At 50.0% G+C, this 21,625-nt stretch carries 17 protein-coding genes; 11 read left to right on the top strand and 6 right to left on the bottom strand.

Features of this window, described 5'->3' with window-relative positions; all coding sequences use genetic code 11:
• Window positions 1-5: 5 nt before the first annotated feature.
• A complete protein-coding gene (locus DRI82_RS17355) occupies window positions 6-959 on the top strand; it encodes a carbohydrate kinase family protein (protein WP_211317673.1) in 954 nt (317 codons plus the stop codon).
• The gene (locus tag DRI82_RS17350) at window positions 960-2,087 is read left to right on the top strand and encodes an ABC transporter ATP-binding protein (protein ID WP_114195169.1); all 1,128 of its coding nucleotides are present in this window, start codon (window positions 960-962) and stop codon (window positions 2,085-2,087) included.
• Window positions 2,088-2,227: 140 nt separating this feature from the next.
• Here the strand turns inward: DRI82_RS17350 and DRI82_RS17345 are convergent, their stop codons facing one another.
• The 3 genes from DRI82_RS17345 to DRI82_RS17335 form a co-directional block, all read right to left on the bottom strand.
• Window positions 2,228-3,286, bottom strand: a complete 1,059-nt coding sequence (locus DRI82_RS17345) for a hemin-degrading factor (protein ID WP_114195217.1) — start codon at window positions 3,284-3,286, stop codon at window positions 2,228-2,230.
• 687 nt (window positions 3,287-3,973) lie between these two features.
• On the bottom strand, window positions 3,974-4,612 hold the full coding sequence (locus DRI82_RS17340) for an RpiB/LacA/LacB family sugar-phosphate isomerase (protein ID WP_114195168.1): 639 nt from the start codon (window positions 4,610-4,612) through the stop codon (window positions 3,974-3,976).
• Window positions 4,613-4,973: 361 nt separating this feature from the next.
• Window positions 4,974-5,630, bottom strand: a complete 657-nt coding sequence (locus tag DRI82_RS17335; RefSeq protein WP_157968090.1) for an HAD-IA family hydrolase — start codon at window positions 5,628-5,630, stop codon at window positions 4,974-4,976.
• A gap of 571 nt (window positions 5,631-6,201) precedes the next feature.
• Here DRI82_RS17335 and DRI82_RS17330 point away from each other — a divergent pair.
• Complete coding sequence (locus DRI82_RS17330; RefSeq protein WP_114195166.1) at window positions 6,202-6,420, top strand: EF-hand domain-containing protein; 219 nt, start codon at window positions 6,202-6,204, stop codon at window positions 6,418-6,420.
• A 180-nt stretch (window positions 6,421-6,600) separates the two neighbouring features.
• Here the strand turns inward: DRI82_RS17330 and dcp are convergent, their stop codons facing one another.
• Window positions 6,601-8,769: a peptidyl-dipeptidase Dcp gene (gene dcp / locus DRI82_RS17325; protein WP_211317676.1), complete on the bottom strand. Its 2,169-nt coding sequence runs from the start codon at window positions 8,767-8,769 to the stop codon at window positions 6,601-6,603.
• 419 nt (window positions 8,770-9,188) lie between these two features.
• Here dcp and ydgU point away from each other — a divergent pair, with 419 nt between their 5' ends.
• Together ydgU and DRI82_RS17320 are read left to right on the top strand one after the other, a co-directional pair.
• Window positions 9,189-9,272, top strand: a complete 84-nt coding sequence (ydgU, locus tag DRI82_RS24855; RefSeq protein ID WP_484068168.1) for a small membrane protein YdgU — start codon at window positions 9,189-9,191, stop codon at window positions 9,270-9,272.
• A 130-nt stretch (window positions 9,273-9,402) separates the two neighbouring features.
• Entirely contained in the window at window positions 9,403-10,236 is an 834-nt protein-coding gene (locus tag DRI82_RS17320) for a trypsin-like serine peptidase (RefSeq protein ID WP_114195165.1), read from the top strand.
• Here the strand turns inward: DRI82_RS17320 and hrpA are convergent.
• Complete coding sequence (hrpA, locus tag DRI82_RS17315) at window positions 10,217-14,092, bottom strand: ATP-dependent RNA helicase HrpA (protein ID WP_114195164.1); 3,876 nt, start codon at window positions 14,090-14,092, stop codon at window positions 10,217-10,219. The two genes, DRI82_RS17320 and hrpA, sit on opposite strands and share 20 nt — an antisense overlap.
• A 297-nt stretch (window positions 14,093-14,389) precedes the next feature.
• Here hrpA and DRI82_RS17310 point away from each other — a divergent pair, with 297 nt between their 5' ends.
• The 4 genes from DRI82_RS17310 to ydfG all read left to right on the top strand — a co-directional run bounded on the left by DRI82_RS17310 (window position 14,390) and on the right by ydfG (window position 19,802).
• Complete coding sequence (locus DRI82_RS17310) at window positions 14,390-14,995, top strand: FMN-dependent NADH-azoreductase (RefSeq protein WP_114195163.1); 606 nt, start codon at window positions 14,390-14,392, stop codon at window positions 14,993-14,995.
• Between the two features lie 1,358 nt (window positions 14,996-16,353).
• Window positions 16,354-17,820 carry an MFS transporter gene (locus tag DRI82_RS17305; protein WP_114195162.1) on the top strand — a complete coding sequence of 489 codons (1,467 nt, stop codon included), beginning with the start codon at window positions 16,354-16,356 and terminating at the stop codon, window positions 17,818-17,820.
• A gap of 4 nt (window positions 17,821-17,824) precedes the next feature.
• On the top strand, window positions 17,825-18,883 hold the full coding sequence (locus tag DRI82_RS17300) for an aldo/keto reductase (protein ID WP_114195161.1): 1,059 nt from the start codon (window positions 17,825-17,827) through the stop codon (window positions 18,881-18,883).
• 169 nt (window positions 18,884-19,052) lie between these two features.
• Window positions 19,053-19,802, top strand: a complete 750-nt coding sequence (gene ydfG, locus DRI82_RS17295) for a bifunctional NADP-dependent 3-hydroxy acid dehydrogenase/3-hydroxypropionate dehydrogenase YdfG (protein WP_114195160.1) — start codon at window positions 19,053-19,055, stop codon at window positions 19,800-19,802.
• A gap of 35 nt (window positions 19,803-19,837) precedes the next feature.
• Here ydfG and DRI82_RS17290 read toward each other — a convergent pair whose 3' ends face one another.
• On the bottom strand, window positions 19,838-20,167 hold the full coding sequence (locus DRI82_RS17290) for a YnfA family protein (RefSeq protein ID WP_114195159.1): 330 nt from the start codon (window positions 20,165-20,167) through the stop codon (window positions 19,838-19,840).
• A gap of 137 nt (window positions 20,168-20,304) precedes the next feature.
• Here DRI82_RS17290 and DRI82_RS17285 point away from each other — a divergent pair, with 137 nt between their 5' ends.
• Both DRI82_RS17285 and DRI82_RS17280 read left to right on the top strand, forming a co-directional pair.
• Complete coding sequence (locus DRI82_RS17285) at window positions 20,305-20,670, top strand: DUF1283 family protein (RefSeq protein ID WP_114195158.1); 366 nt, start codon at window positions 20,305-20,307, stop codon at window positions 20,668-20,670.
• A gap of 88 nt (window positions 20,671-20,758) precedes the next feature.
• On the top strand, window positions 20,759-21,058 hold the full coding sequence (locus tag DRI82_RS17280) for a DUF1161 domain-containing protein (RefSeq protein ID WP_114195157.1): 300 nt from the start codon (window positions 20,759-20,761) through the stop codon (window positions 21,056-21,058).
• Window positions 21,059-21,625 lie beyond the last annotated feature (567 nt).

Below are 21,625 nucleotides of genomic sequence, written 5' to 3'. Positions count from 1 at the left end.
GAATAATGAATAAACCAGAAACCCAGGCAAAGCTGTATGTGGTCGGCAATATTAATGTCGATTTGATTATGAGTACCCTCCAGCATTGGCCGCAGAAAGGCACCGAAGCCATGCTCGAGCATAGCGATCTGCGCCCCGGCGGATCGGCAGGAAATACGGCGTTGGCGTTGAAAGCACTACAGACGCCCTGCCAATTGGTTGCCAATCAGGGTAACGATTATTTCGCGCCGTGGCTGGCAGGATTTTTCGCTGAAAGCGCCCCGCATTGGCCAGTGTGCGACTGCGAAACCTCCCTGACGTTTGGTGTGACCCATCCTGACAATGAGCGCACGTTCTTCAGCAACCAGGGACATATTGTCCGGCTGAATATGCAAGATGTGTTGCAGCAGTTACCCGCGTTGGCGTCCAACGGTGACATCGTATTGCTCTGCGGCACTTTTCTTTGTACCGCGTTACTCGCGGAGTATCCGGCGCTGTTACGCACCCTGAAGCAGCACGGTTATCACGTTGCTGTCGATTCCGGCTGGCCGCCGCAGGGGTGGACTCCCGACCTGCGGGCACAAACCGTGGGCTGGTTGGCCTGGTGCGATACGTTGTTGCTTAACGAAGTAGAAACGTTGGGGCTGGCCGACGCAAGGGAACTCAATGAGGCGGCGCAGTGGCTGCTTGAACGTCTCCCCCCACAGGCAGTGTGTGTGGTGAAGTGCGGGGAAGACGGTGCCCGGTTGTGGTCAGCGCAACAGCAGATTCACTGCGCGGCGGATCGCATTGAGGTCGTTGACACCATTGGTGCGGGCGACAGTTTCAATGCGGGCTACCTGACTGCACAGCTATACGGTTTCCCTTCTGCAACCGCGCTACGCTGGGGGATCCGTACCGCCAGTTTCGCGATTGGCAGTTCCCCACGTCACTATCCAGACTGGCAGACCCTGATTTGCGGTATCGAGGAGCATAAGTAGATGGCAAGTGTTGAATTGGTAAAAGTCGCCAAGCGCTATGGCAAACACAGCGTGCTCAGTCCGCTCGATCTGACGATTCCAGACGGCAGCTTTACCGTTCTGGTGGGCCCGTCTGGCTGTGGGAAATCGACATTGCTGCGCTTGTTGGCCGGCCTGGATTCGGTTAGCGACGGTGATATCCTTCTCGATCGTCAACTGATCAATGATCGCGACCCAGCCGATCGTGATATTGCGATGGTTTTCCAGAGTTACGCCCTGTATCCACACCTGACCGTTGCAGAAAATATGGCATTCCATATGCAGGTGATAAAAGTACCCAAGGCCGAACGGCAGGCTAAAGTACAGCAAGCAGCGAAAATCCTGGGTATCGATCATCTATTGCATCGATTGCCGAAAGATCTTTCCGGCGGCCAGCGCCAGCGCGTCGCGATGGGGCGAGCGATGGTACGCAATCCGAAAGTTTTCCTGTTTGATGAACCCCTGTCTAATCTCGACGCCCAGCTACGTATGGAACTGCGGGCAGAAATAAAATCCCTCCACCAGCAATTCCGTACAACGACGGTTTACGTTACCCACGATCAGGTCGAGGCGATGACGCTTGCCGATCAGATTGTGGTAATGAAGGACGGGCATATTGTACAACAAGGCGATCCGCTGACGATTTACGACCACCCTGCCAATACGTTTGTTGCCCGTTTTATTGGTTCTCCGCCAATGAATTTGCTGGATGGGGTACTTGGTTTGGTTGCGGGGCAACCTGGCGTAATCTGCGGTGAACTGGCATTCCCTTTGCCAACCGTTTGGTGGGCAGCGGCGAGGAGCGCGGAGGGTAAACAGGTAAAAGTGGGTCTGCGGCCTCATGCCTTTCGTTTGATAGAAAATAGCCGTTTAATAGAAAATAGCAGTTTGACGGGGAGCGGCAAGCAACCACCTGCCACATTGCGACTGCTTGAGGTAGCCGGTGAAAGCAGTTTGTTGCACATCACCTGGGGCGGTTTCGCCATGCATGTTCAATTTCAGGGGCGGGTAGAATGCAGTCAGGATCGTCCTTTGTGGTTGGAGGCGAATCATCAGATGATTCATTTGTTTGATGCACAGACGGGGGATCGGTTGAGCGAAGCCGTATAATATTTTGTGTGCCCTCTCGGGCACATTGTTAACATTGGTAATATCAGGCTGATAGTTTTAAAAACAGGGTTGGCACAGCCTTCGGGGGAAATATTTCCTCTGGCAACGTGACGAGAGGATATTTTTTATTTCCCTGCTCGTTAAATACGTAGCAATTTCTCAATTAACTCTTTCCAGGCCGGCCGCTCTTGCTCGTGTTCGTCACGTTGGCCATAAACTTGCAAAACCTGAGTGCCGTCGGCTGAAAATACTTCAAGACTGGTAACGCAACCAAACTCACTCGGTTTCATGGTGACCCAGCACTCAGTAATATAGGCAGGCAGAATATGCAGGCAGAAAGTTTTATGGTAGATATTCAACCACCCTTTCTGTAACGCAATCTTCTCCAGAACCCCGGTGGTTATTTGTACGCAGCCCTCGTTGGCAACAAAAATCGCCAACTCAAGCCCTGCGCCTTTGGCTTCCCGCAATAAGGTCTCAAGGGAACCCACATCAACTTTGTAAGCCAGATCGTCCTTTACACAGTTGAATATTTGCTGGCGGGTCAGTTGGTACTTATGGGCTAACATGTAAAAATCATGTACATCTTTCATCTGACGCCATTCTGCATCTACCTTCGCCGGCGTTTCTTCCGCAATAGGTGAAATGTTAACGTGAGGTCGTGGGACAATATGCACGCCATCCGCATAGTCACTGGCAAACAGGGTAACAATGTTATTCCATTCGCCCATATCCGTATTCGGCGTGGCATAAATCTTATGCAACGCATTGCCCTGTTGATCAAAAAACTGAATGCTATATCTAATGCCGGACGTCACTTTTTCTTCCAGAGCAAATGCCGTGGCCCAGTGCCGGTAAAAAATACGTAAATCCAAACCCCGTGGGTTAAGAACCAAACCAGCGCTGGCGCTGACTGACATTTGCTTATAGCCATTCAGATACTGGTTAGTGTAATTGCCCACCACTTCACTTACTGCATACTCATTTCTGGTGAGCACTTTCACTTCTCCCAGCATTTCAAGTTTTGCCAGCAGTAACTTCACATCTTCATATTCCAGTCGAACCGCGTCGTGCCCAACCCGCGATTGGGTTAATTCAGCTTCCGTAATGCCTAATTCGCTGGCCAGTTCACGAACATATTTACCCGCAGATGCAGCTTTCAATGCAAGATATCGCTCATAAATTTCCACAGTTAATATCCTTGTATATAACAGGTTGTTTTCTCGACGAGGGATTGTCGCTATTGAGTATTCCACTACTCATCCAATATTGATTTGGCCCTGAATAGAATTGTTCCGACCCGATCAAAATAATAGAGTCGACACTCGCTATAATTCGCCCATTTAAATCATTATTGTTGCTCCGATTATTTCCTCAAGGAGAAACTTTACTCTTGTCTGGCAGGTCGAAAAAGCCGAAATTCAGAAATGGATTGAAGAAAAGTCTACTTTAATAATCACATATTCATATGATGAACAACACATGCATTACATTTTAATATAATTATTCTGACTAAAATAAACCTTATCTATTTATTACTTAATTGGTTGGTTCTTAAGAGAAAACGTTACGTGTATTGCTAATAATTAACGGGTTCGTTCCCTGTTTCAGCGCTATTGCGCGCGTTTTTTTACACAGGGGTTCACGATGGATTATACCGGCAGGAAACATTGTCAGAGTGAAACGAAAATCTAAATTTTGACTAATAAACAGATATTTAAATGAATGTATCAAAGCGTAATAAACGTGCTCATTTTGTCAGGAACCACCTGTTGCTCCAAATCGAACGGTAAAGATTTCTAATGGCACCACGCAAAAGATCCATAACGCAAAAAGCCCCCACCTCACGGTCGGGGCTTAAAAACACGAAAAACTAGAGTGCAGTCTTACGCTACCAACGTTTTCACGTAGTCGCCAATCTTCTGATCTTTGCAGTTGGCAAAGAAATATTCCTGGAATTTCTCACCAGCAACCGCACCTTTCACCAGATCTTGGTCCAGCTCTTTCAGGATGGAGATCAGATCTTTGTACGCTACAGCTCTGACCGCATCCAGGATGCCTTTATTGCGTTTTTGCGGTACTACACGGTCCAGTGGATAGCCCTGGCCGCTCTCACCGCTAAACAGTTTTTCGAAGATAGTCTGCAGGTTCAGTTCCGCAGCCCAACCGAAGCCTTTGGCGAACGGCAGGGAAACCGCATTACCATTGTTGATCTGGGCAAACAGGAATGCATCGGTAGGATCAACAACCAGACCACAAATCACGCCTGGGAAAGAGTTCGTTGCCAACATTGCGCCCATACCGGTACCACAACCGGTAACCACATAGTCAGCCGCACCAGAGTTCAGCAGAATAGCCGCTAAAATTCCGTTTTGGATATAGGTCAGTTGCGCTTTGTCTTCGGCAGTGTACATGCCGTAGTTAAAGACAGTGTGGCCCATAGGCTCTACCACTTTGGTCAGGGATGCAGCGATAACTTCGTTTTTCGCGGCCTGGCTGTTTTCATTGATTAAGGCAATTTTCATAACTCTTTCCTCTGTAATGATACGTCCTGATGCTGGCATCTTGAATGTGAGTATCAAGCGTAGTCAGGTTCTTAAGTTTTCATAAGAAACAACAGTCTATATTTTTTGAAAATACATTTCAAATATATTGGTCACAGTTTACGGCTAAAAGCAGTAGCTTCATGAAAAAGCAGGGATTCAGTGGAAGGTATCAACGTGCGTTAGGAAAGTGTCGTGATGAAAGTGCCGTTATGATAGTGCCGTGACGAAAATTGGTCGATCACCTCCATGAGCCACGTTCGGCCAGCACGATGCTGGCGCTTAAAGGATAAACACCCTTGCCGCATGAATGACTACAGCAACGGTGTTTATTGTCCGCCAACTATTTGGATATATGTAGTTCGAAAAGCATCTCACCATTAGTACCGACATTCCTGATGGCTAATTGGGTAAAATCCCGGATGCAAATCGTCACATCCTCTATATGTTGTGCTTTTTTACCCAATGCGACAACCGTGCATCCGGCGTTGAAGCCTGACGCAACACCGGCGGGCGAATCCTCAAAAATTACGCACTCATCAGGAGAGACACCCAGTCTTTCCACCGCGGTCAGATAGGGTTCTGGCGATGGTTTTCCCTCTGCAACATCGTCCGCTGTCACTAACACCAGCGGTGTGGGAAGTTTGGCCGCGTGCATACTTTGCAGGGAAACATTCCTGGGCCCAGAGGTGGCAACTGCCCAACTGAATAAAGGCAAGCTGCTTAAAAAACTCCGCGCACCGGCAATTTCCATGACATCTTTCATCTGTTCCAGCGCAATATCCTTCACTTCCTGTACATGCTCTGGCGTTAGAAAATGTGGTGAAACCAGTTTCAGAGTGTCTTCAATCGGTCGGCCATGAACAACAGACATAACGGTGTCTTCATCCTGCTGATATCTTTCCGACCAGATGCGCCATACATTTTCGACACAGGCAGTTGAGTCAACCAGTGTTCCGTCCAGGTCAAAGATAAAAGCCTTGCAGTTCAACTTCAGCATGTAACACTCCATTTCCTTGTGCTAAAAATCTATCCCTTTTTGCCAGAGCGGCTTTTTAACAACAAAGGCCATAATGGGCAGGGTTATGCACTCTGTACATTGTGAGGATCACAGAATGACGTGTGGTTCACATAATTTTTTTGGACTGACCGCAAGTCATCTTAAAATAATAACTCGTTGGTATTTTAAGATAAAAATCCGAACGGGTGCGCATTATAATAAGGTGCAGAAGGAATCAATTAATACATAACCTGAACAAGCTTTTCCTCACAAAGCATAAAGCGCGTATTTTATATGGGTATTATTTTATTGCTCAAGCGAATTAACCCCATTGCATGCAATGGTAATATTTAAATGGCATTGTATCATTTAATGCCCACTCAGATGAATGCCAATTCAAACCAGAAAATCCTATAATTATATGATTCCAATGGTTAAAAACCAAATAACCACCCTTCATAAAAAATTCACTCAATAATATTTCTATTTAGCCGTTCTCATCTATACTCAAAACTCCACGGCGCAAAGCTGTGTTAATTGTGTCTTTTCATTTAATTAAAAAGAGGTATGTATGAGCCAACTTACTGCTGAACAATTAGAACTCATCAAGCAAGAACTCGAAGCTTATGATAGCGAGGGAGATGGTGATGGCACTGTGACTTTTGAAGAGTTTACTGCGGCCTTTGCACAATATGTCGACGATGATGAATTACAACGTATCAAAGATAGAGTGGATAAAAATAACGATGGCAAGATTTCCTATCAAGAATATTTAGATAGTAAATCATGATAGTTTTGCTTTTCTGCTTGCAAACAAACTATTCTTCGTCTTATTTATAGCACAAGAAATTACGCGTAGATTTCCATGCAGAAAAGCCCGGAGAGAAGAAATCTCTTTCCGGGTTTATTTTTTATTTAACGATCGTTTTAATTAACATGTCTATATTTTCCAATGACTGATAATAAATAACTACTCGTCTTTCAACCCGCGATTTTCCAGCATGGGTTCAATATCCGGATCTTTGCCACGCCAATTACGGTACATATTTTCGAGATCTTCAGTATTGCCGCGTGAAAGAACCTTATCGCGAAAACGCTGACCATTTTCCTGCGTCAGACCACCGTGCTCTTTAAACCACTCGAAACCATCATCTGCCAACATTTGCGTCCAGAGATAAGCGTAATAACCGGCCGCATAGCCATTCCCCCAAATATGCTGGAAATAGCTGGAGCGATAGCGCGGTGGAGCATATTGCAGATCCAACTGGTCTTTCTTCAGTGCTGCGGCTTCAAACCGATCGACATCCTGCAGTGGCTGATCGTAGGTAATGGCATGCCAATGCATATCCAGTAACGCGGCGGACAGCAATTCGGTCATTTCATACCCTTTATTGAATTTCGCGGCTTTTTCGATCCTGGCAAGCAGTGCGGCGGGCATTGGCTCACCGGTTTGATAATGTTTGGCGTAATTCGCAAATACCTTGGGATCGCTTGCCCAGTGCTCATTGAACTGTGACGGAAACTCAACAAAGTCCCGCGCCGTCGCCGTGCCAGACAGGCTCGGGAATTCCTGATCGGCAAACATGCCGTGTAACGCATGACCAAACTCATGGAACATAGTAATGACATCATCGTAAGCGAGTAAGGCAGGCTGGCCCGCACTGGGTTTGCTGAAATTCGCCACGTTATAAATCACTGGTTTTGTGCCAAGTAATCTCGATTGATCGACAAAATTGCTCATCCACGCACCACCGCCCTTATTGTCCCGCTTAAAGTAATCGGTATAGAACAGCGCCATAGACGTTCCGTCTTTATCGAAAACCTCAAAAACATGGACGTCGGGATGATAAACCGGCAGATCGTTACGCTCTTTAAAAGTGATGCCATAGAGTTGGGTGGCGGCGTAGAACACCCCATTGTGCAAAACATTATTCAGTTCAAAATAAGGTTTAATTTGTGCATCATCGAGATCATATTTCGCCTTGCGCACTTGCTCGGCATAATATTGCCAGTCCCAGGCGGCGACCTTGAAATCGCCCTTCTGGCTGTCGATCACCTCCTGAATATCTTTGGCTTCCCGCTGCGCCCGCGCGGAGGCCGCAGGAACAATGTCACGCATGAACGTCAGCGCGGCTTCTGGCGTTTTTGCCATCTGGTTCTGTAATTGCCATGCCGCATAGGTCGGGAAACCCAGCAGATTTGCCTGTTCACTGCGTATTTTCGCCAGGCGGGCGATCAATTGACGCGTATCGTTGTCATCGCCCTTTTCTGCCCGGTTCCAAGAGGCTTCAAACAGCGCCTGACGGGTATTGCGATCGGTCAATTGCTGCAACGCTGGCTGCTGGGTGGTGTTTTGCAGCACGATGACCCAACGATCTTCCAATTTACGCTCTTTTGCTGCATCAGCGGCGATGGACAACTCCTCATCGCTTAATCCCGCCAGTTGATTTTTATCACTGACGGTCAACGCCCCAGCCTTGGTTGCCGCCAATAAGCGGTTGGTAAACTGGGTGCCCAGCGTTGCGGCTTCCTGATTCAGTGCCTTAAGTTTGTCTTTATCGGCATCCGAGAGATTTGCCCCCGCCAGAACAAAATTCTGATAGGTCACCTCAACCAATCGCTTGCCTTCCGGCGATAATTCAAGCGCATCGCGCTGCTGCCATACCGCCTTTATCCGCGCAAATAGTTTGCTGTCGAGCTTAATCTCATCATTCAGCGCCGCCAGTTTTGGCGATTGTTCTTCATCCAGTCGTTGCAGTTCATCGGTGGTATTGGCCGACGTCATTGCGCCAAAAACATTCATCACGCGCGTCAACAGTGACCCTGACTTCTCCAGGGCCACAAAGGTATTCTCAAAATCAGCCTGCGCCGGATTGTTGGCAATCTTGTTGATTTCTGCCAATTTCAGCGCGATGCCTTGGGTTATCGCCGGCGCGTAATCACTTTCTTTGATCAGATTGAATTCAGGCGCTTGAAAGGGTAAATCACTGGCCTGGAAGAACGGGTTCTGAATCGCGATTTTCTTGCTGTTACCTGACATAGTCGACTCCTGTGACGGAGGGGTGCCGCTATTCACTGCTGTGATCTCATCAGCCTGCGCCGTGCCCCCTAATGCCATGCTGACAGCCAGCATGATCATTGATAAACGTCTCAAAATAGTTCTCCTCCCTGAAGATAGATAACCTGTTCCAACTGTTCAGCTTAGGCCGCGATGATGCGAACGACAAAGAACTATTTCACTGAACAAACGTCAACGCTGTACATACCGTTACACGCCGACACCAATCACTCACGGACGGTCGCCGGGAATGGATCTAGTATTCATTCACCAGCTCCATCAATGGGCGGAAATATACATATATTCCTGAGGGATTTACCATGAAAAAAGCGGTCAAAAAACCTGCCCACAAGAAAGCAGCACCTGCTGCAAGTACTACCCCAGCAGCCTGATAGTAAGACCTCGCAGAAATCTCCTCTCTGCGTAATATCAAGACTGAACGTTGAACACCCGGTCCCCTCCGGGTGTTTTTTCATCAGTTCACTATGAGGCACTGATGGATGATGCTGAGACGTTATCTGTTCGAAATCACTCTGGCCACCCTGATTATTAGTGGATTAATCACGGTATTCTTCTATCTATGAAGATATTTCCGAACTTCTGCTAAAATAGTCCGGAAAATCAATCAGTGCCGATCACCAGCGGCACAGAATGCGACTATAGTTAACCTATAAAAATGATTAGGGATTTCCCTTTTTTCAAGGTCAGATCGTTATGCGCACTTCTTTCCCTTTAATAGTGATGAGCCTGCTGTGGCTGTCCGTTCCCGTGGCGCACTCAGACGCGCCCGACAGCGCAGACAGCGAGCAATTGCGGTTATTCTACGGTCATGACGATCGCAACAAGGTAGCCAAATCCAAAATCTGGCCGTGGCAGGCTATTGGTCAAATCGAAACGGTGAGTGGCAATTTATGTACCGCCACGTTGATATCGCCGCATCTGGCACTCACCGCCGGACACTGCGTGCTGGCACCACCGGGCAATATCGATAAAGCCATTGCGCTGCGTTTTGTTTCATCCGGCGGGCATTGGCGTTATCAAATAACCCAGTTGGAAACGCTGGTAGACAGAAATCTGGGTAAAAAACTGAAAGCTGATGGCGATGGCTGGATTGTGCCCCCCAAGGCTGCCGCGTGGGATTTCGCGCTCATCAGGTTAATGCAGTCGCAACCGTTGCCGATTAAACCCCTGCCGCTCTGGCAAGGTTCGCGCTCGCAGCTGAATGCCGCCCTGAAAAAGGTTGAAAGGCGAGTAACGCAAGCAGGTTATCCAGAAGATCATCTGGATAATCTTTATAGCCATCAGGATTGCCTGATCACTGGCTGGGCGCAGGACGGTGTCTTGTCACATCAGTGCGATACGCTCCCCGGAGACAGCGGCTCGCCCCTGCTGATGAAGAACCCTGATGACAATAGCTGGTCCTTGATTGCGGTGCAAAGCTCCGCGCCCGGCGCCGCCGATCGTTATCGCGCCGATAACCGCGCCCTGGCCGTCACGACCATCAAGGCGCAGTTAAAGACGCTGGCGACTACGACAACTGCTCGATAGTTTGCAGTATACGTTTATCCGAAATCGGATATGGCGTACCGAGTTGCTGCGCGAAATAACTGACGCGCAGCTCCTCGATCATCCACCGCACTTCTTTGACTTCATCAAGCTCCATTTTCGCCGGAGGCAGCTTAGTCAGCCACTGTTGCCACGTTTTCTGCACATGTTCCACTTTCAGCATCTGCGCCCGATCGCGATGAGGATCGATAGCGAGCTTCTCGAGACGCCGCTCAATGGCGTGCAGGTAACGCAACGTATCCCCGAGCCGTTTCCAGCCGTTTTGCGTCACAAAACCCCGATAAACCAGGCCGGACATCTGGCTCTTGATATCTGACAATGCCAGTGCCAGTGAGATATCCACCCGCCCTTTCAACCGTTTATTAATGTTGAATACTGCGGTCAGGATCTGCTCGACCTGCCTGGCAATGTCCACCACGGCCTCATTGAGATGCGCGCGCACATGCTCATGCAGACTGGCGAAAGACTCTTCTTGCCAGGCTGGGCCGCCAAACTCATCGATCAGTTTGTCGACGCCACAGGAGATGCAATCATCAATCAGATCCAGCACTTTGCCATAAGGATTGAAGTACAGCCCGAGCTTGGCTTTGTTGGGCAGTTTCTCATGCAGGTATTTGATCGGCGAAGGAATATTCAGCAGCAGTAAACGCCGGGTTCCGCGCCACATCGCCTGCTTCTGCTCAATCTCGCTGTCAAAGAGCTTGATCGCCACACTGTCTTTATCGTCTACCAGCGCGGGATAGGCCTTCATCTGATAACCCGCCCGTTTTTGCTCATAGCAATCAGGCAGTGTACCAAAACTCCAGACATGCAGACCGCTCTGCTCAATACCGTCATCCGCTACCGCTGACAGCGTTTCCTGCACTTTTTCCTTGAGTTGCGTGCGAAGCTCGGCCAGATCTTTACCTTCTCGCAAGGTACGATTTTTTTCGTCGATCACCCGGAACGTCATTTTAAGATGATCGGGTACCTGATCCCATTGCCAATCTTCGCGTGACACCGTAACGCCGGTCATTCTGCGTAACTCACGCTCAAGGGAGTCCAGTAGTGGCATTTCCAATGGCGTTGCCCTTGCGAGAAAAGCATCGGCATAGTTAGGTGCAGGAACAAAGTTACGACGAATCGGCTTGGGCAGCGATTTGATCAGTGCCATGATCAGATCGCGCCGAATTCCGGGGATCTGCCAGTCGAATCCTTGCGCCTCAACCTGATTAAGCAACGGCAAAGGAATATGCACGGTCACGCCGTCCGCATCCGTTCCCGGCTCAAATTGATAGCTCAAGCGCAATTTGATCGCACCTTGATGCCAAAAGTTAGGGTAATCAAGCGCGCTGATTTTTCCCGCCCCTTCCTTAATCAGCATGCTCTTTTCAAAATTGAGCAGGTCAGGCTGCTGTTTTTTCCACCAACTGTCGAAGTGACGTGCGGATATCACCTCATGCCCAATGCGCTGATCGTAAAAGGTGAAGAGCGTTTCGTCATCGACCAAGATATCGCGGCGACGAGACTTATGTTCCAGTTCTTCGACTTCAGCCAACAATTTGAGATTGGCGCGGAAAAAGGCGTGTCGGGTCTGCCAGTCGCCTTCAACCAGCGCATGGCGGATGAACAGTTCGCGGCACAGGGCTGGATCAATGGTGCTGTAATTGATTTTCCTGCCCGCCACAATCGGCAAGCCAAACAGCGTGACCTTCTCTTCGGCCATGACTGCACCTTGCGCTTTTTCCCAATGCGGATCGCTATAGCTGCGTTTAACAATGTGCTGCGCCAGGGGTTCAATCCACTCGGGCTCAATACGCGCCGCAACGCGCCCCCACAGGCGACTGGTTTCGACCAGTTCGGCCACAATCGCCCATTTTGGCGGCTTTTTGAAAAGTCCCGAGCCAGGGAAAATAGCAAAACGCGCATTCCTGGCTCCGGTAAATTCCTGCTTTTCGACATCCTTTTGCCCGACATGGGACAGTAGACCGGTCAACAACGCGCAATGTACGCTGCGATAATCGGCTTCAACGCTGTTGACCGGCAATCCCAACTCTTTGACCACCTGACGCAGCTGGGTGTAAATATCCTGCCATTCCCGGACGCGCAGATAGTTAAGGAAATCACTGCGGCAAAGCTTGCGGAACTGCGCGGAAGAGAGCTCATTTTGCTGCTCTTTCAGGTAATTCCACAGATTCACAAACGCCAGGAAATCCGAGTCTTTGTCTGCAAATCGCCGGTGTTTCTCGTCAGATGCCTGCTGCTTATCCATCGGCCTTTCACGGGGATCCTGAATTGACAGCGCCGACGTAATAATCATCACTTCGCGCACACAGCCGTTCTTCTGCGCTTCCAGAACCATTCGCGCCAACCGCGGATCGATAGGCAATTGCGCCAGTTGGCGTCCCTGCGGTGTCAATTTGTAGTGGCCTGCTTCATGGGTTTCAATTGCCCCCAACTCTTCAAGCAGTCGCACCCCATCCTGAATATTGCGCTTATCCGGCGCTTCAACAAACGGGAAGGCGGCAATGTCGCCAAGCCCCAATGACGTCATCTGCAAAATAACCGACGCCAGGTTGGTACGGAGTATTTCCGGGTCGGTAAACGCCGGTCGGGAAAGGAAATCCTGCTCCGAGTAGAGCCGAATGCAGATACCGTCGGAAACGCGGCCACATCGCCCTTTTCGTTGATTTGCCGAGGCTTGTGAAACGGCTTCGATCGGTAAGCGCTGGACCTTGGTGCGGAAACTGTAGCGGCTGATCCGGGCTGTACCCGGATCGATCACGTATTTGATGCCCGGCACGGTCAGCGAGGTTTCCGCCACGTTGGTGGCCAACACAATCCGCCGACTGGTATGCGATTGAAACACGCGATTCTGCTCGCTATTCGACAACCGCGCATAGAGTGGCAATATTTCGGTGTTACGCAGATTCTGTTTGGTCAGCGCATCGGCGGTATCACGGATTTCACGCTCACCACTCATAAAGATCAGGATATCGCCGGGACTTTCGTGCCCTAATTCATCAACAGCATCGAAAATCGCCTGAAGTTGATCGCGGTCAGTATCGTCGGCATCATCCACAATGGGTCGGTAACGCACTTCGACCGGGAAGGTCCTTCCCGATACTTCAATGATCGGCGCGTTATTGAAATGTTTGGAGAAACGCTGCGGATCGATGGTTGCCGACGTAATAATCACTTTCAGATCGGGACGTTTTGGCAGCAACTGACGCAGATAGCCCAGAATGAAATCGATGTTCAGGCTGCGTTCATGCGCTTCATCGATAATCAGCGTGTCGTACTGCATCAACAGGCGGTCTTGCTGAATTTCGGCCAGCAGAATACCGTCGGTCATCAGTTTGACCTGCGTATTTTCGCCCACCTGATCGTTGAAGCGAACCTTGTAACCCACGCAACCGCCAAGCGAGGTATCAAGCTCGTCGGCGATGCGGTTTGCCACGGTCCTGGCCGCCAGTCGACGCGGTTGCGTGTGGCCAATCAGTCCTCTGATCCCACGTCCCAATTCCATACAGATTTTTGGCAACTGCGTGGTTTTACCGGAACCTGTTTCACCGGCAACAATCACCACTTGATGATCGCGGATGGCTTCCAGTATGTCCTGCTTCTTCTGGCTGACGGGCAGGTTTTCTGGATATGTCAGGGTTGGGCGAGCGGCTTCACGCGCCTTGGTACGTAGCAGACCGGTCGCAATTTCAGCCTCTATTTCAGCCATAATGGCTTGCTGGGCCTGCGGATTTTTTACTTTGCTGGCACCTTGCAGACGACGCTGCAGGCGGAGCTGGTCACGGAGCATCAATTGCCCAAGCTGCTGGGACAATGCCGCGAGCGGAGATTTCACGTTCGGAATTCCTTGTTACTGGATGGCCTGTTTCTGGTTGTAATGAATGTCAGGCATGGAAATCGGGGTAAGTCATTTATTCACATCATGTTAGCACAGGATTTGCGCAGGCTGTATCTTGCTGCGCTATACCGGCCCCCTATCCGCACTCTCACCGCGCACTGCCTGCACAATCTTGTTCAATAAAATCGAACATAGGGCTCGAAATATTGCGCTTTCACTGGCTGAACATTCTCAATAGAGTGTGAGTCATTCAGCGAACATCCTGTTCTGCCCTTAATCACCAAGGAATTATCCATGAGTAAAGTACTGATTCTTAAATCAAGCATTCTGGCGAATTTCTCTCAGACCAACCAGTTGGCTGACTATTTTGTTAAACAATGGCAGGCTGACCATACGGATGACGAGATCACCATCCGCGATCTGGCGGCAAATCCTATCCCTGTGTTGGATGGTGAGTTGGTGGGTGCGCTGCGTCCGTCTGATGCAACATTGACCCCACGTCAGCAGGAAGCGCTGGATCTGTCAGATGAACTGATTGCAGAGCTTCAGGCTCATGATGTGGTCGTTATCGCTGCACCGATGTACAACTTCAATATCCCAACCCAATTGAAGAACTATTTCGATTTGGTCGCTCGTGCGGGCGTGACGTTCCGCTACACCGAGCAAGGCCCTGAAGGTTTGATCGTTGGCAAGCGGGTGATCGTGCTGACCAGCCGTGGTGGTATTCACAAAGATACCCCGAGCGATCTGGTAGTTCCTTACCTGCGTCTGTTCCTGGGCTTCCTCGGCATGACCGACGTTGATTTTGTGTTTGCGGAAGGTATTGCGTATGGGCCAGAAGTGGCGACTAAAGCGCAAGATGCGGCGAAGTCGTTGATTGAGCAGGTTATTGCTGCATAAGATTGGGAGAGCAGGGGCAAAAGCGCGCCCCTGCATCCGCGCTTTTAGGGATCGGTTTTAGATTTAATGTCGAAGATGACTTTGTTGGTTTTAAAACAGGCTCGGCGCAGGTTTCGGTTGATATAAAATGGTTTTTCTACTTGAGCCATGTATTTCAATGTACGCGAGCGTCAAAAGATAGCTTTGCTGGTTAGATGCGTAAGCTATGATGTTGTTCTTTTAGTGTGAAGATCGGCATCTAAGCAAGGGGTGAAGCGCACCCCTTGCATCCACGCTTTCCGCAGCATAAATTGCCCGCGTTGCGGGTCCCCTCGGTTGTCATTCCGGCGGACGGGTCGGCTTTAGGCTACAGTCCCTGTAGCCGGACGCCTTTCGCCGCCGTCCTGGCGGCTCATCCCTGCCTTCATTCCGCCCTCAGCAATTTATGATGCTCGGGGGAAGGTCAAAGGCAAAGGCAAAGAAATACAGAAATAAAACCAAAATTAAAATATCAAGATTTCATCAAGAAATTGTCAACTCATCCGTTGTCTTATTTTTTGAAGTTGCTGTTTCCGTTGACCTTCCCAGAGCGTCATGACTCGCTGAGCGAAGAACGCAGGCAGGGGCGAACCGCCAGGATGGCGGTGAGAGGCGTCCGCCCACATGGATGTGGGCTAAAGCCGACCCGTCCGCCGGAGTGATGAGGGAAGGAACCGGCGCAGCCGGCGGGGAATGCCGCGAAAAAGCCCGGGTTCAAAGGGCCGCGGCGACTGGCGGCCCTTTGTCGGTTGAGGCAGGGAGGCTCAAGTAGAAAAACCATTTTATATCAACCGAAACCTGCTCCGAGCTTGTTTTAAAAACCAGCCACTTGATGAGAAATCAAGTCCCGCACGACAACCGAAGGGACCCGCAACGCGGGCAATTTATGCTGCGGAAAGCGCGGGTGCAGGGGACACGCTTTTGTCCCCTGCTTGAACGCCAAACTTAATACTTAAAGAACAACAACATAGCCAAAGCGTTCAACCAACAACTCTATCTTTTGAAAATCAGAAACATCACTCTGATACCAACCGAAACCTGCTCCGAGCCTGTTTTTAAAGATCAACATAGCTTAAGCAATCAACCAGCAAAACTACCTTTTAACGCTCACGTCTAAGCCCCAAGTAGAAAACAAAACTCACCTTAACCAAAATCTGCCCCAAATCTATTTTTAAACCAATTAATCGCAGTATGAGCTATTCTCATTCCTTATCATTTCTTTCGCCGCCCCGGTCCTCGAACATCGTTCGCCAATCCAATTGTGTGGCTTATTGTTTTTCAGGGAAATTGATCATGCATTTCTTGTTCAGCGGACATCGGATAAACACCGGATGGTCGCGATGAAGTTGTCACTTCCTGTCGGTTCTGCATTGCCCCTATTGGTGGCTGGCGCATTTTTCATGGAAAATCTCGATGCCACCGTGATCGTGACCGCGCTACCGCAAATGGCCACTGCCTTTGGCGTGCATGCGGTAGATCTCAATATCGGGGTTTCCGCCTATATCCTGACGCTGACCGTGTTCATTCCCGCCAGCGGCTGGATTGCCAATCGCTTCGGCGCGCGTAATGTCTTTTCCATCGCCATTGTGCTGTTTACCCTGGCCTCCATTCTGTGCGCAATGAGTGTCAGCCTGGGCACATTTACTGCTGCGCGAATTTTACAAGGATTTGCCGGTGCATTGATGGTGCCCGTCGGTCGGTTGGTGGTGCTGCGCAGTACCTCTAAATCCGATCTGATCAAAGCCATCGCGACCATTACCTGGCCCGGGCTGGTTGCGCCAATCCTCGGGCCACCGGTCGGCGGATTTATCACCACCTATGCGTCATGGCATTGGATCTTCATTCTTAATGTACCACTTGGCATCGCCGGGCTGTGGTTCAGCCTGCGCCTGATTCCAAAAGAACCTCTGACCAATAATGTTCCCTTCGATATCCGCGGGTTTCTGCTCAGCGGTGTCGCGTGTTTCGCGCTGATGTTCGGCCTGGATCTGGTGAGTCATCCGTCATTGTCCTGGATGGTACCCATGTTGTGTGTGGCTGGGAGCCTGACCCTCGCGGCGCTGCTGGTGCGCCATTCGCGGCGTTACCCCCACCCACTGCTTCAACTGGTTTCGCTAAAAATAAAAAGTTACGCCGTCACTATTTATGGCGGAACACTATTCCGTATAGCGATCGGTGCGGTCCCTTTCCTTCTGCCGCTGATGTTCCAGCTTGGTTTCGGCATGAGCGCTTTCGACGCCGGTCTGCTGGTGCTTGCGGTGTTTGCCGGTAATTTGGTGATGAAGCCCTTCACGTCCGCCATCCTGTATCGATTCCCGTTCAAAACCACGCTCATCGTTAATGGTTTACTGAACGCAGCCACGATTTTTGCCTGTGCATTTATTACGCCCGAGACTCCCATGGTGGCAATAATCACACTACTCTTTGTCAGTGGCCTGACACGGTCGATGCAATTTACTGCACTCAATACGCTGGCGTTCTCACAAGTACCGGCACAGCAAATGTCGGGAGCCAACACGCTGTTCAATATGTCGCAGCAACTTGGTTCGGGGTTGGGTATTGCCATTGGTGCTCTGGCATTGCGACTCGCCGAGTTGTTTCATCCACAAGCGGATCGCGCGATACCTGTGACAGATTTCCAGATCGCCTTCGTTGTCATTGGCGTCATCGCGGTATTGGCGGTGTGTGATATCTTCAGCCTGCAACGTGATGCCGGTGACGAAATCCGCCATAAAAAGCAAAAAGTATCTGCCTCATCGGCCCACCCGGCGGATGGGGATCCAGTAACCAGCAAGTCAAGGAGTTAACACGATGGAATACCGCAATCTGGGCCGATCTGGCCTGAAAGTATCGGTACTGAGTCTGGGAACCATGACCTTCGGTGGCCAGGGAAAATTTTCCAAAACCGGTGAAACGGATGTCGACGGCGCACGACGCCAAATCGACATGTGTATCGATGCCGGCATTAACCTGTTTGATACCGCCGATGTCTATTCCGGCGGTGTTTCAGAAGAGATTTTGGGCAAAGCCCTGGGTGAAAAACGCAATCAGGTACTGGTTGCCACCAAAGCCCGTTTCAATATGGGTAATGGCCCGAATGACGGAGGCTTATCCCGCCATCATTTGATTCGTGCCTGCGAAGCAAGCCTGAAAAGACTGAATACCGATCATATCGATCTCTATCAACTCCATGAATGGGATGGACAGACGCCGCTGGAAGAGACGCTGGCTGCGCTGGAACATCTGGTTACCAGCGGCAAAGTCCGCTATGTCGGCGTATCCAACTTTTCCGGCTGGCATCTGATGAAAACATTGGGCGTGGCGCAGTCACACAAGTGGGTACAACCCGTCAGCCAGCAGATTCACTACACATTGCAGGCGCGCGAAGCCGAATACGAATTACTGCCTATCACGCAGGATCAGGGTTTGGGCGTATTGGTATGGAGCCCGCTGGCAGGCGGTTTGCTGTCGGGTAAATACCGCCGTGGACAGGCGGCGCCAGAAGGAACCCGCCATCTGGCCAATTGGGGTGAACCACCGATTTATAACGAAGATGCGCTGTATGACATCATCGAAGTCCTGGTGGACATTGCCGGATCGCGCGGTGTTTCAGCCGCACAAATCGCTCTGGCCTGGCTAATCAGTCGCCCTTCGGTGACCTCCGTCATCGTCGGCGCGCGCAGTGAAGAGCAGTTGCAGGACAACCTTCATTCAGCCAATCTGATCCTCAACACGGAAGAGTTGAAACGTCTGGATGAGATTAGCCTGCCAACGCTGATTTATCCTTACTGGCATCAGGCGCAGACCGCCCCCGATCGTTTGTCCCCGGCTGATCTGTCGTTGCTCGCGCCATTCCTCAAGCAAAAATAGTTTTCCCTGCGCCCGGTAACAAAGCATTTGTCACCGGGCATTCGATCCCGAAAAGGGATTTGCACTGAATTCTCCGCCAGGAAAGCCGAACCACTGCAACTTACCCGCAGAGTATGTTAATAGTAATAGCGATAAATCTACGGATTAAAATTACTTGAGGAACAGCAACATGATCATTTTTGTTACCGGTGCAACGTCGGGATTTGGCGAAGCCATCACGCGTAAGTTTATTCACCACGGTCATCAGGTCATTGCTGCCGGTCGCCGTCAGGAGCGTCTGGATGCGTTGAAACAAGAACTTGGCGATGCGTTGCACACTGTTCGTCTGGATGTCCGCAATCGTGCAGCGATTCAGGAGGCCATCGGCGCACTGCCTGAAGCTCTGCGTAACGTCGATGTTCTGGTCAATAATGCCGGTTTGGCGTTAGGACTTGAGCCTGCACACAAAGCCAATGCGGACGACTGGGAAACCATGATCGATACCAATGCCAAAGGCTTGGTCTATATGACCCGAGCGCTATTGCCTGCCATGGTTGAGCGTAATGTGGGGCACGTGATCAATATCGGTTCAACGGCAGCCAGTTGGCCATATCATGGCGGCAACGTCTATGGCGCGACCAAAGCTTTCGTGAAGCAATTCAGCCTGGGTTTGCGTGCCGATCTGTTCGGTACCCGCGTGCGCGTAACGGACATTGAGCCCGGTCTGGTTGGCGGCACCGAGTTCTCAAATGTACGCTTTAAAGGTGATGACAACCGCGTAAGCAAAATTTACGACAATGCCAATCCTTTGACGGCAGAAGATATTGCGGAAGCCGTGTTTTGGGTCGCGACGTTGCCTGCCCGCGTCAATATCAATAGCCTTGAAATGATGCCGGTCAGCCAGTCTTTCGCCGGTCTGAATGTGCACCGCGAACCTTAAACGTTTCACCGAGGGTGTGTTCTGCACCCTCGTTCTCAGCCCGCCGTGCGCCAACCTGAAACAATAATCAGCATGCCCGCCAAGGCCACCGCTGCGCCTAACCAGTCTGTCGTGCTCAATTTGACGCCATCCACCACCCGCAACCAGACAAGTGCCGTCATCACATACACCCCGCCATAAGCCGCATACACGCGCCCACTCGCCGCCGGATGCAGCGTTAGCAGCCAGACAAACAGTGACAGACTCAACGCCGTAGGTAACAGCAGCCAGATACTCCCTCCTTTGCGCAACCAAAGATAGGGTAGAAAACAACCAATGATTTCTGCCAGCGCCGTAGCAAAAAACAGCAAGGTAATTTTGAACATCAGGGCGCTCCTGCAATCAATAATAAACCGCGATGTCGACGGCTAGTGCTGTCTCACGGCGGGGTGTTATAATTTATGCGACTGCCTCAGTGGCTAAGCCGGAACCTGTCCGGCAGTTAACCTATAAGGAAGACGTGATGAAAACAATCCCTATTAATCGGCTGATGTCTGGAATACTGCCAATTGCCCTGCTCCTGCTGGCCGCTGCATGGCAAGCCCCGGTTCAGGCAGCCACCAACTGCGCTGGCGGTACCTGCGTATTTGGCGGCAACAGCAACAGCGCCATCTCCAATGAAGAGGCACGTCAAAGTAAAGAGGAGTGGGATGACACGCGCATGCTGCGTAAAAAAGTGAACACCCGCGTTGAGAAACAGTTCGATAAATTCGATTCGGCTATCGACACTCGTGATAATTGTGACAAGAGTACGAACCTTAACGCGTACTGGGAAGCCAACACCCAGCGCTGTTTGGATCGCAAAACAGGCCGCCAGATAAATCCTTAACTTCAGAGAGTTAGCAATAGGTTAGTGGCCGATCGGACAATGAGTGCTATCTTTATACCGATCGCTCTTGTTTAACTAAGGACTTATGATGAATAAATCTCTTCTCTTCGGCGTTGCGTTACTGGCGGTAGCCCCGTTGGCAGCACAGGCGTCATGTGAAAGCGTGAAAGCGGATATCTCGCAGAAAATCATCAACAACGGCGTAGCGGAATCAAATTTCAAACTTGATATCGTCGCTAACGATCAGGCTAATCAAGCCGGTGGACAGGTTGTGGGTCATTGTGAAAATGATACCCAGAAGATTGTTTATACCAAACTTTCCAATGGCGGTGACGAGTCTGCTGCCAGCCCGCAAACGGGTACCAGTCAGGATTCCAGCAGTCAATAATTGATGTGGCATTATTTAAAAAGACAACAGGCACAGTGATTGAGAACTGTGCCTTTTTTACATGGCTATGTTCTTCAAAGTGAACTTTGTATTTCTATGTCTGTGAAGGTCAAAAGATGGTTTTGTTGGTTAGATGCCCAGGCTATGGTTTTGATATTTAAAAATAATATCGGAGTAAATTTCGGTTGATATAAGTGTATTTTTCTACTTGAGCCAAGTAGCCTCAACCGACAAAGGGTCGCCAGTCGCCGCGACCCTTTGAACCCGGGCTTTTTCGCAGCATGAATTGCCCGCGTTGCGGATGCCTTCGGTTGTCATGTTGGACTTGATTTCTCAAGGGTTGTTTAAAAGCTGGCTCCGAGCAGGCTTCAGTTGATATCAGATTGATGTTCTTGAATGTCAAAATATAGCTTTGCTGGTTGAACGCTCAAGTTATGTTATTGTTCTTTAAGTATTATGTTTGGCGTTCAAGATACCGTCTTGTCACCTTAGTTGGCAAGACGGATTTCTGCATTGAATTTCATTCCTGACTTCAATACTCCATAGGCCAATTGCAAGAGTTTCCTC

Source organism: Edaphovirga cremea, from assembly GCF_003332275.1.
GTDB classification, from domain to species: Bacteria; Pseudomonadota; Gammaproteobacteria; order Enterobacterales; family Enterobacteriaceae; genus Edaphovirga; species Edaphovirga cremea.
This window is presented reverse-complemented; position numbering and strand designations above follow the sequence as displayed.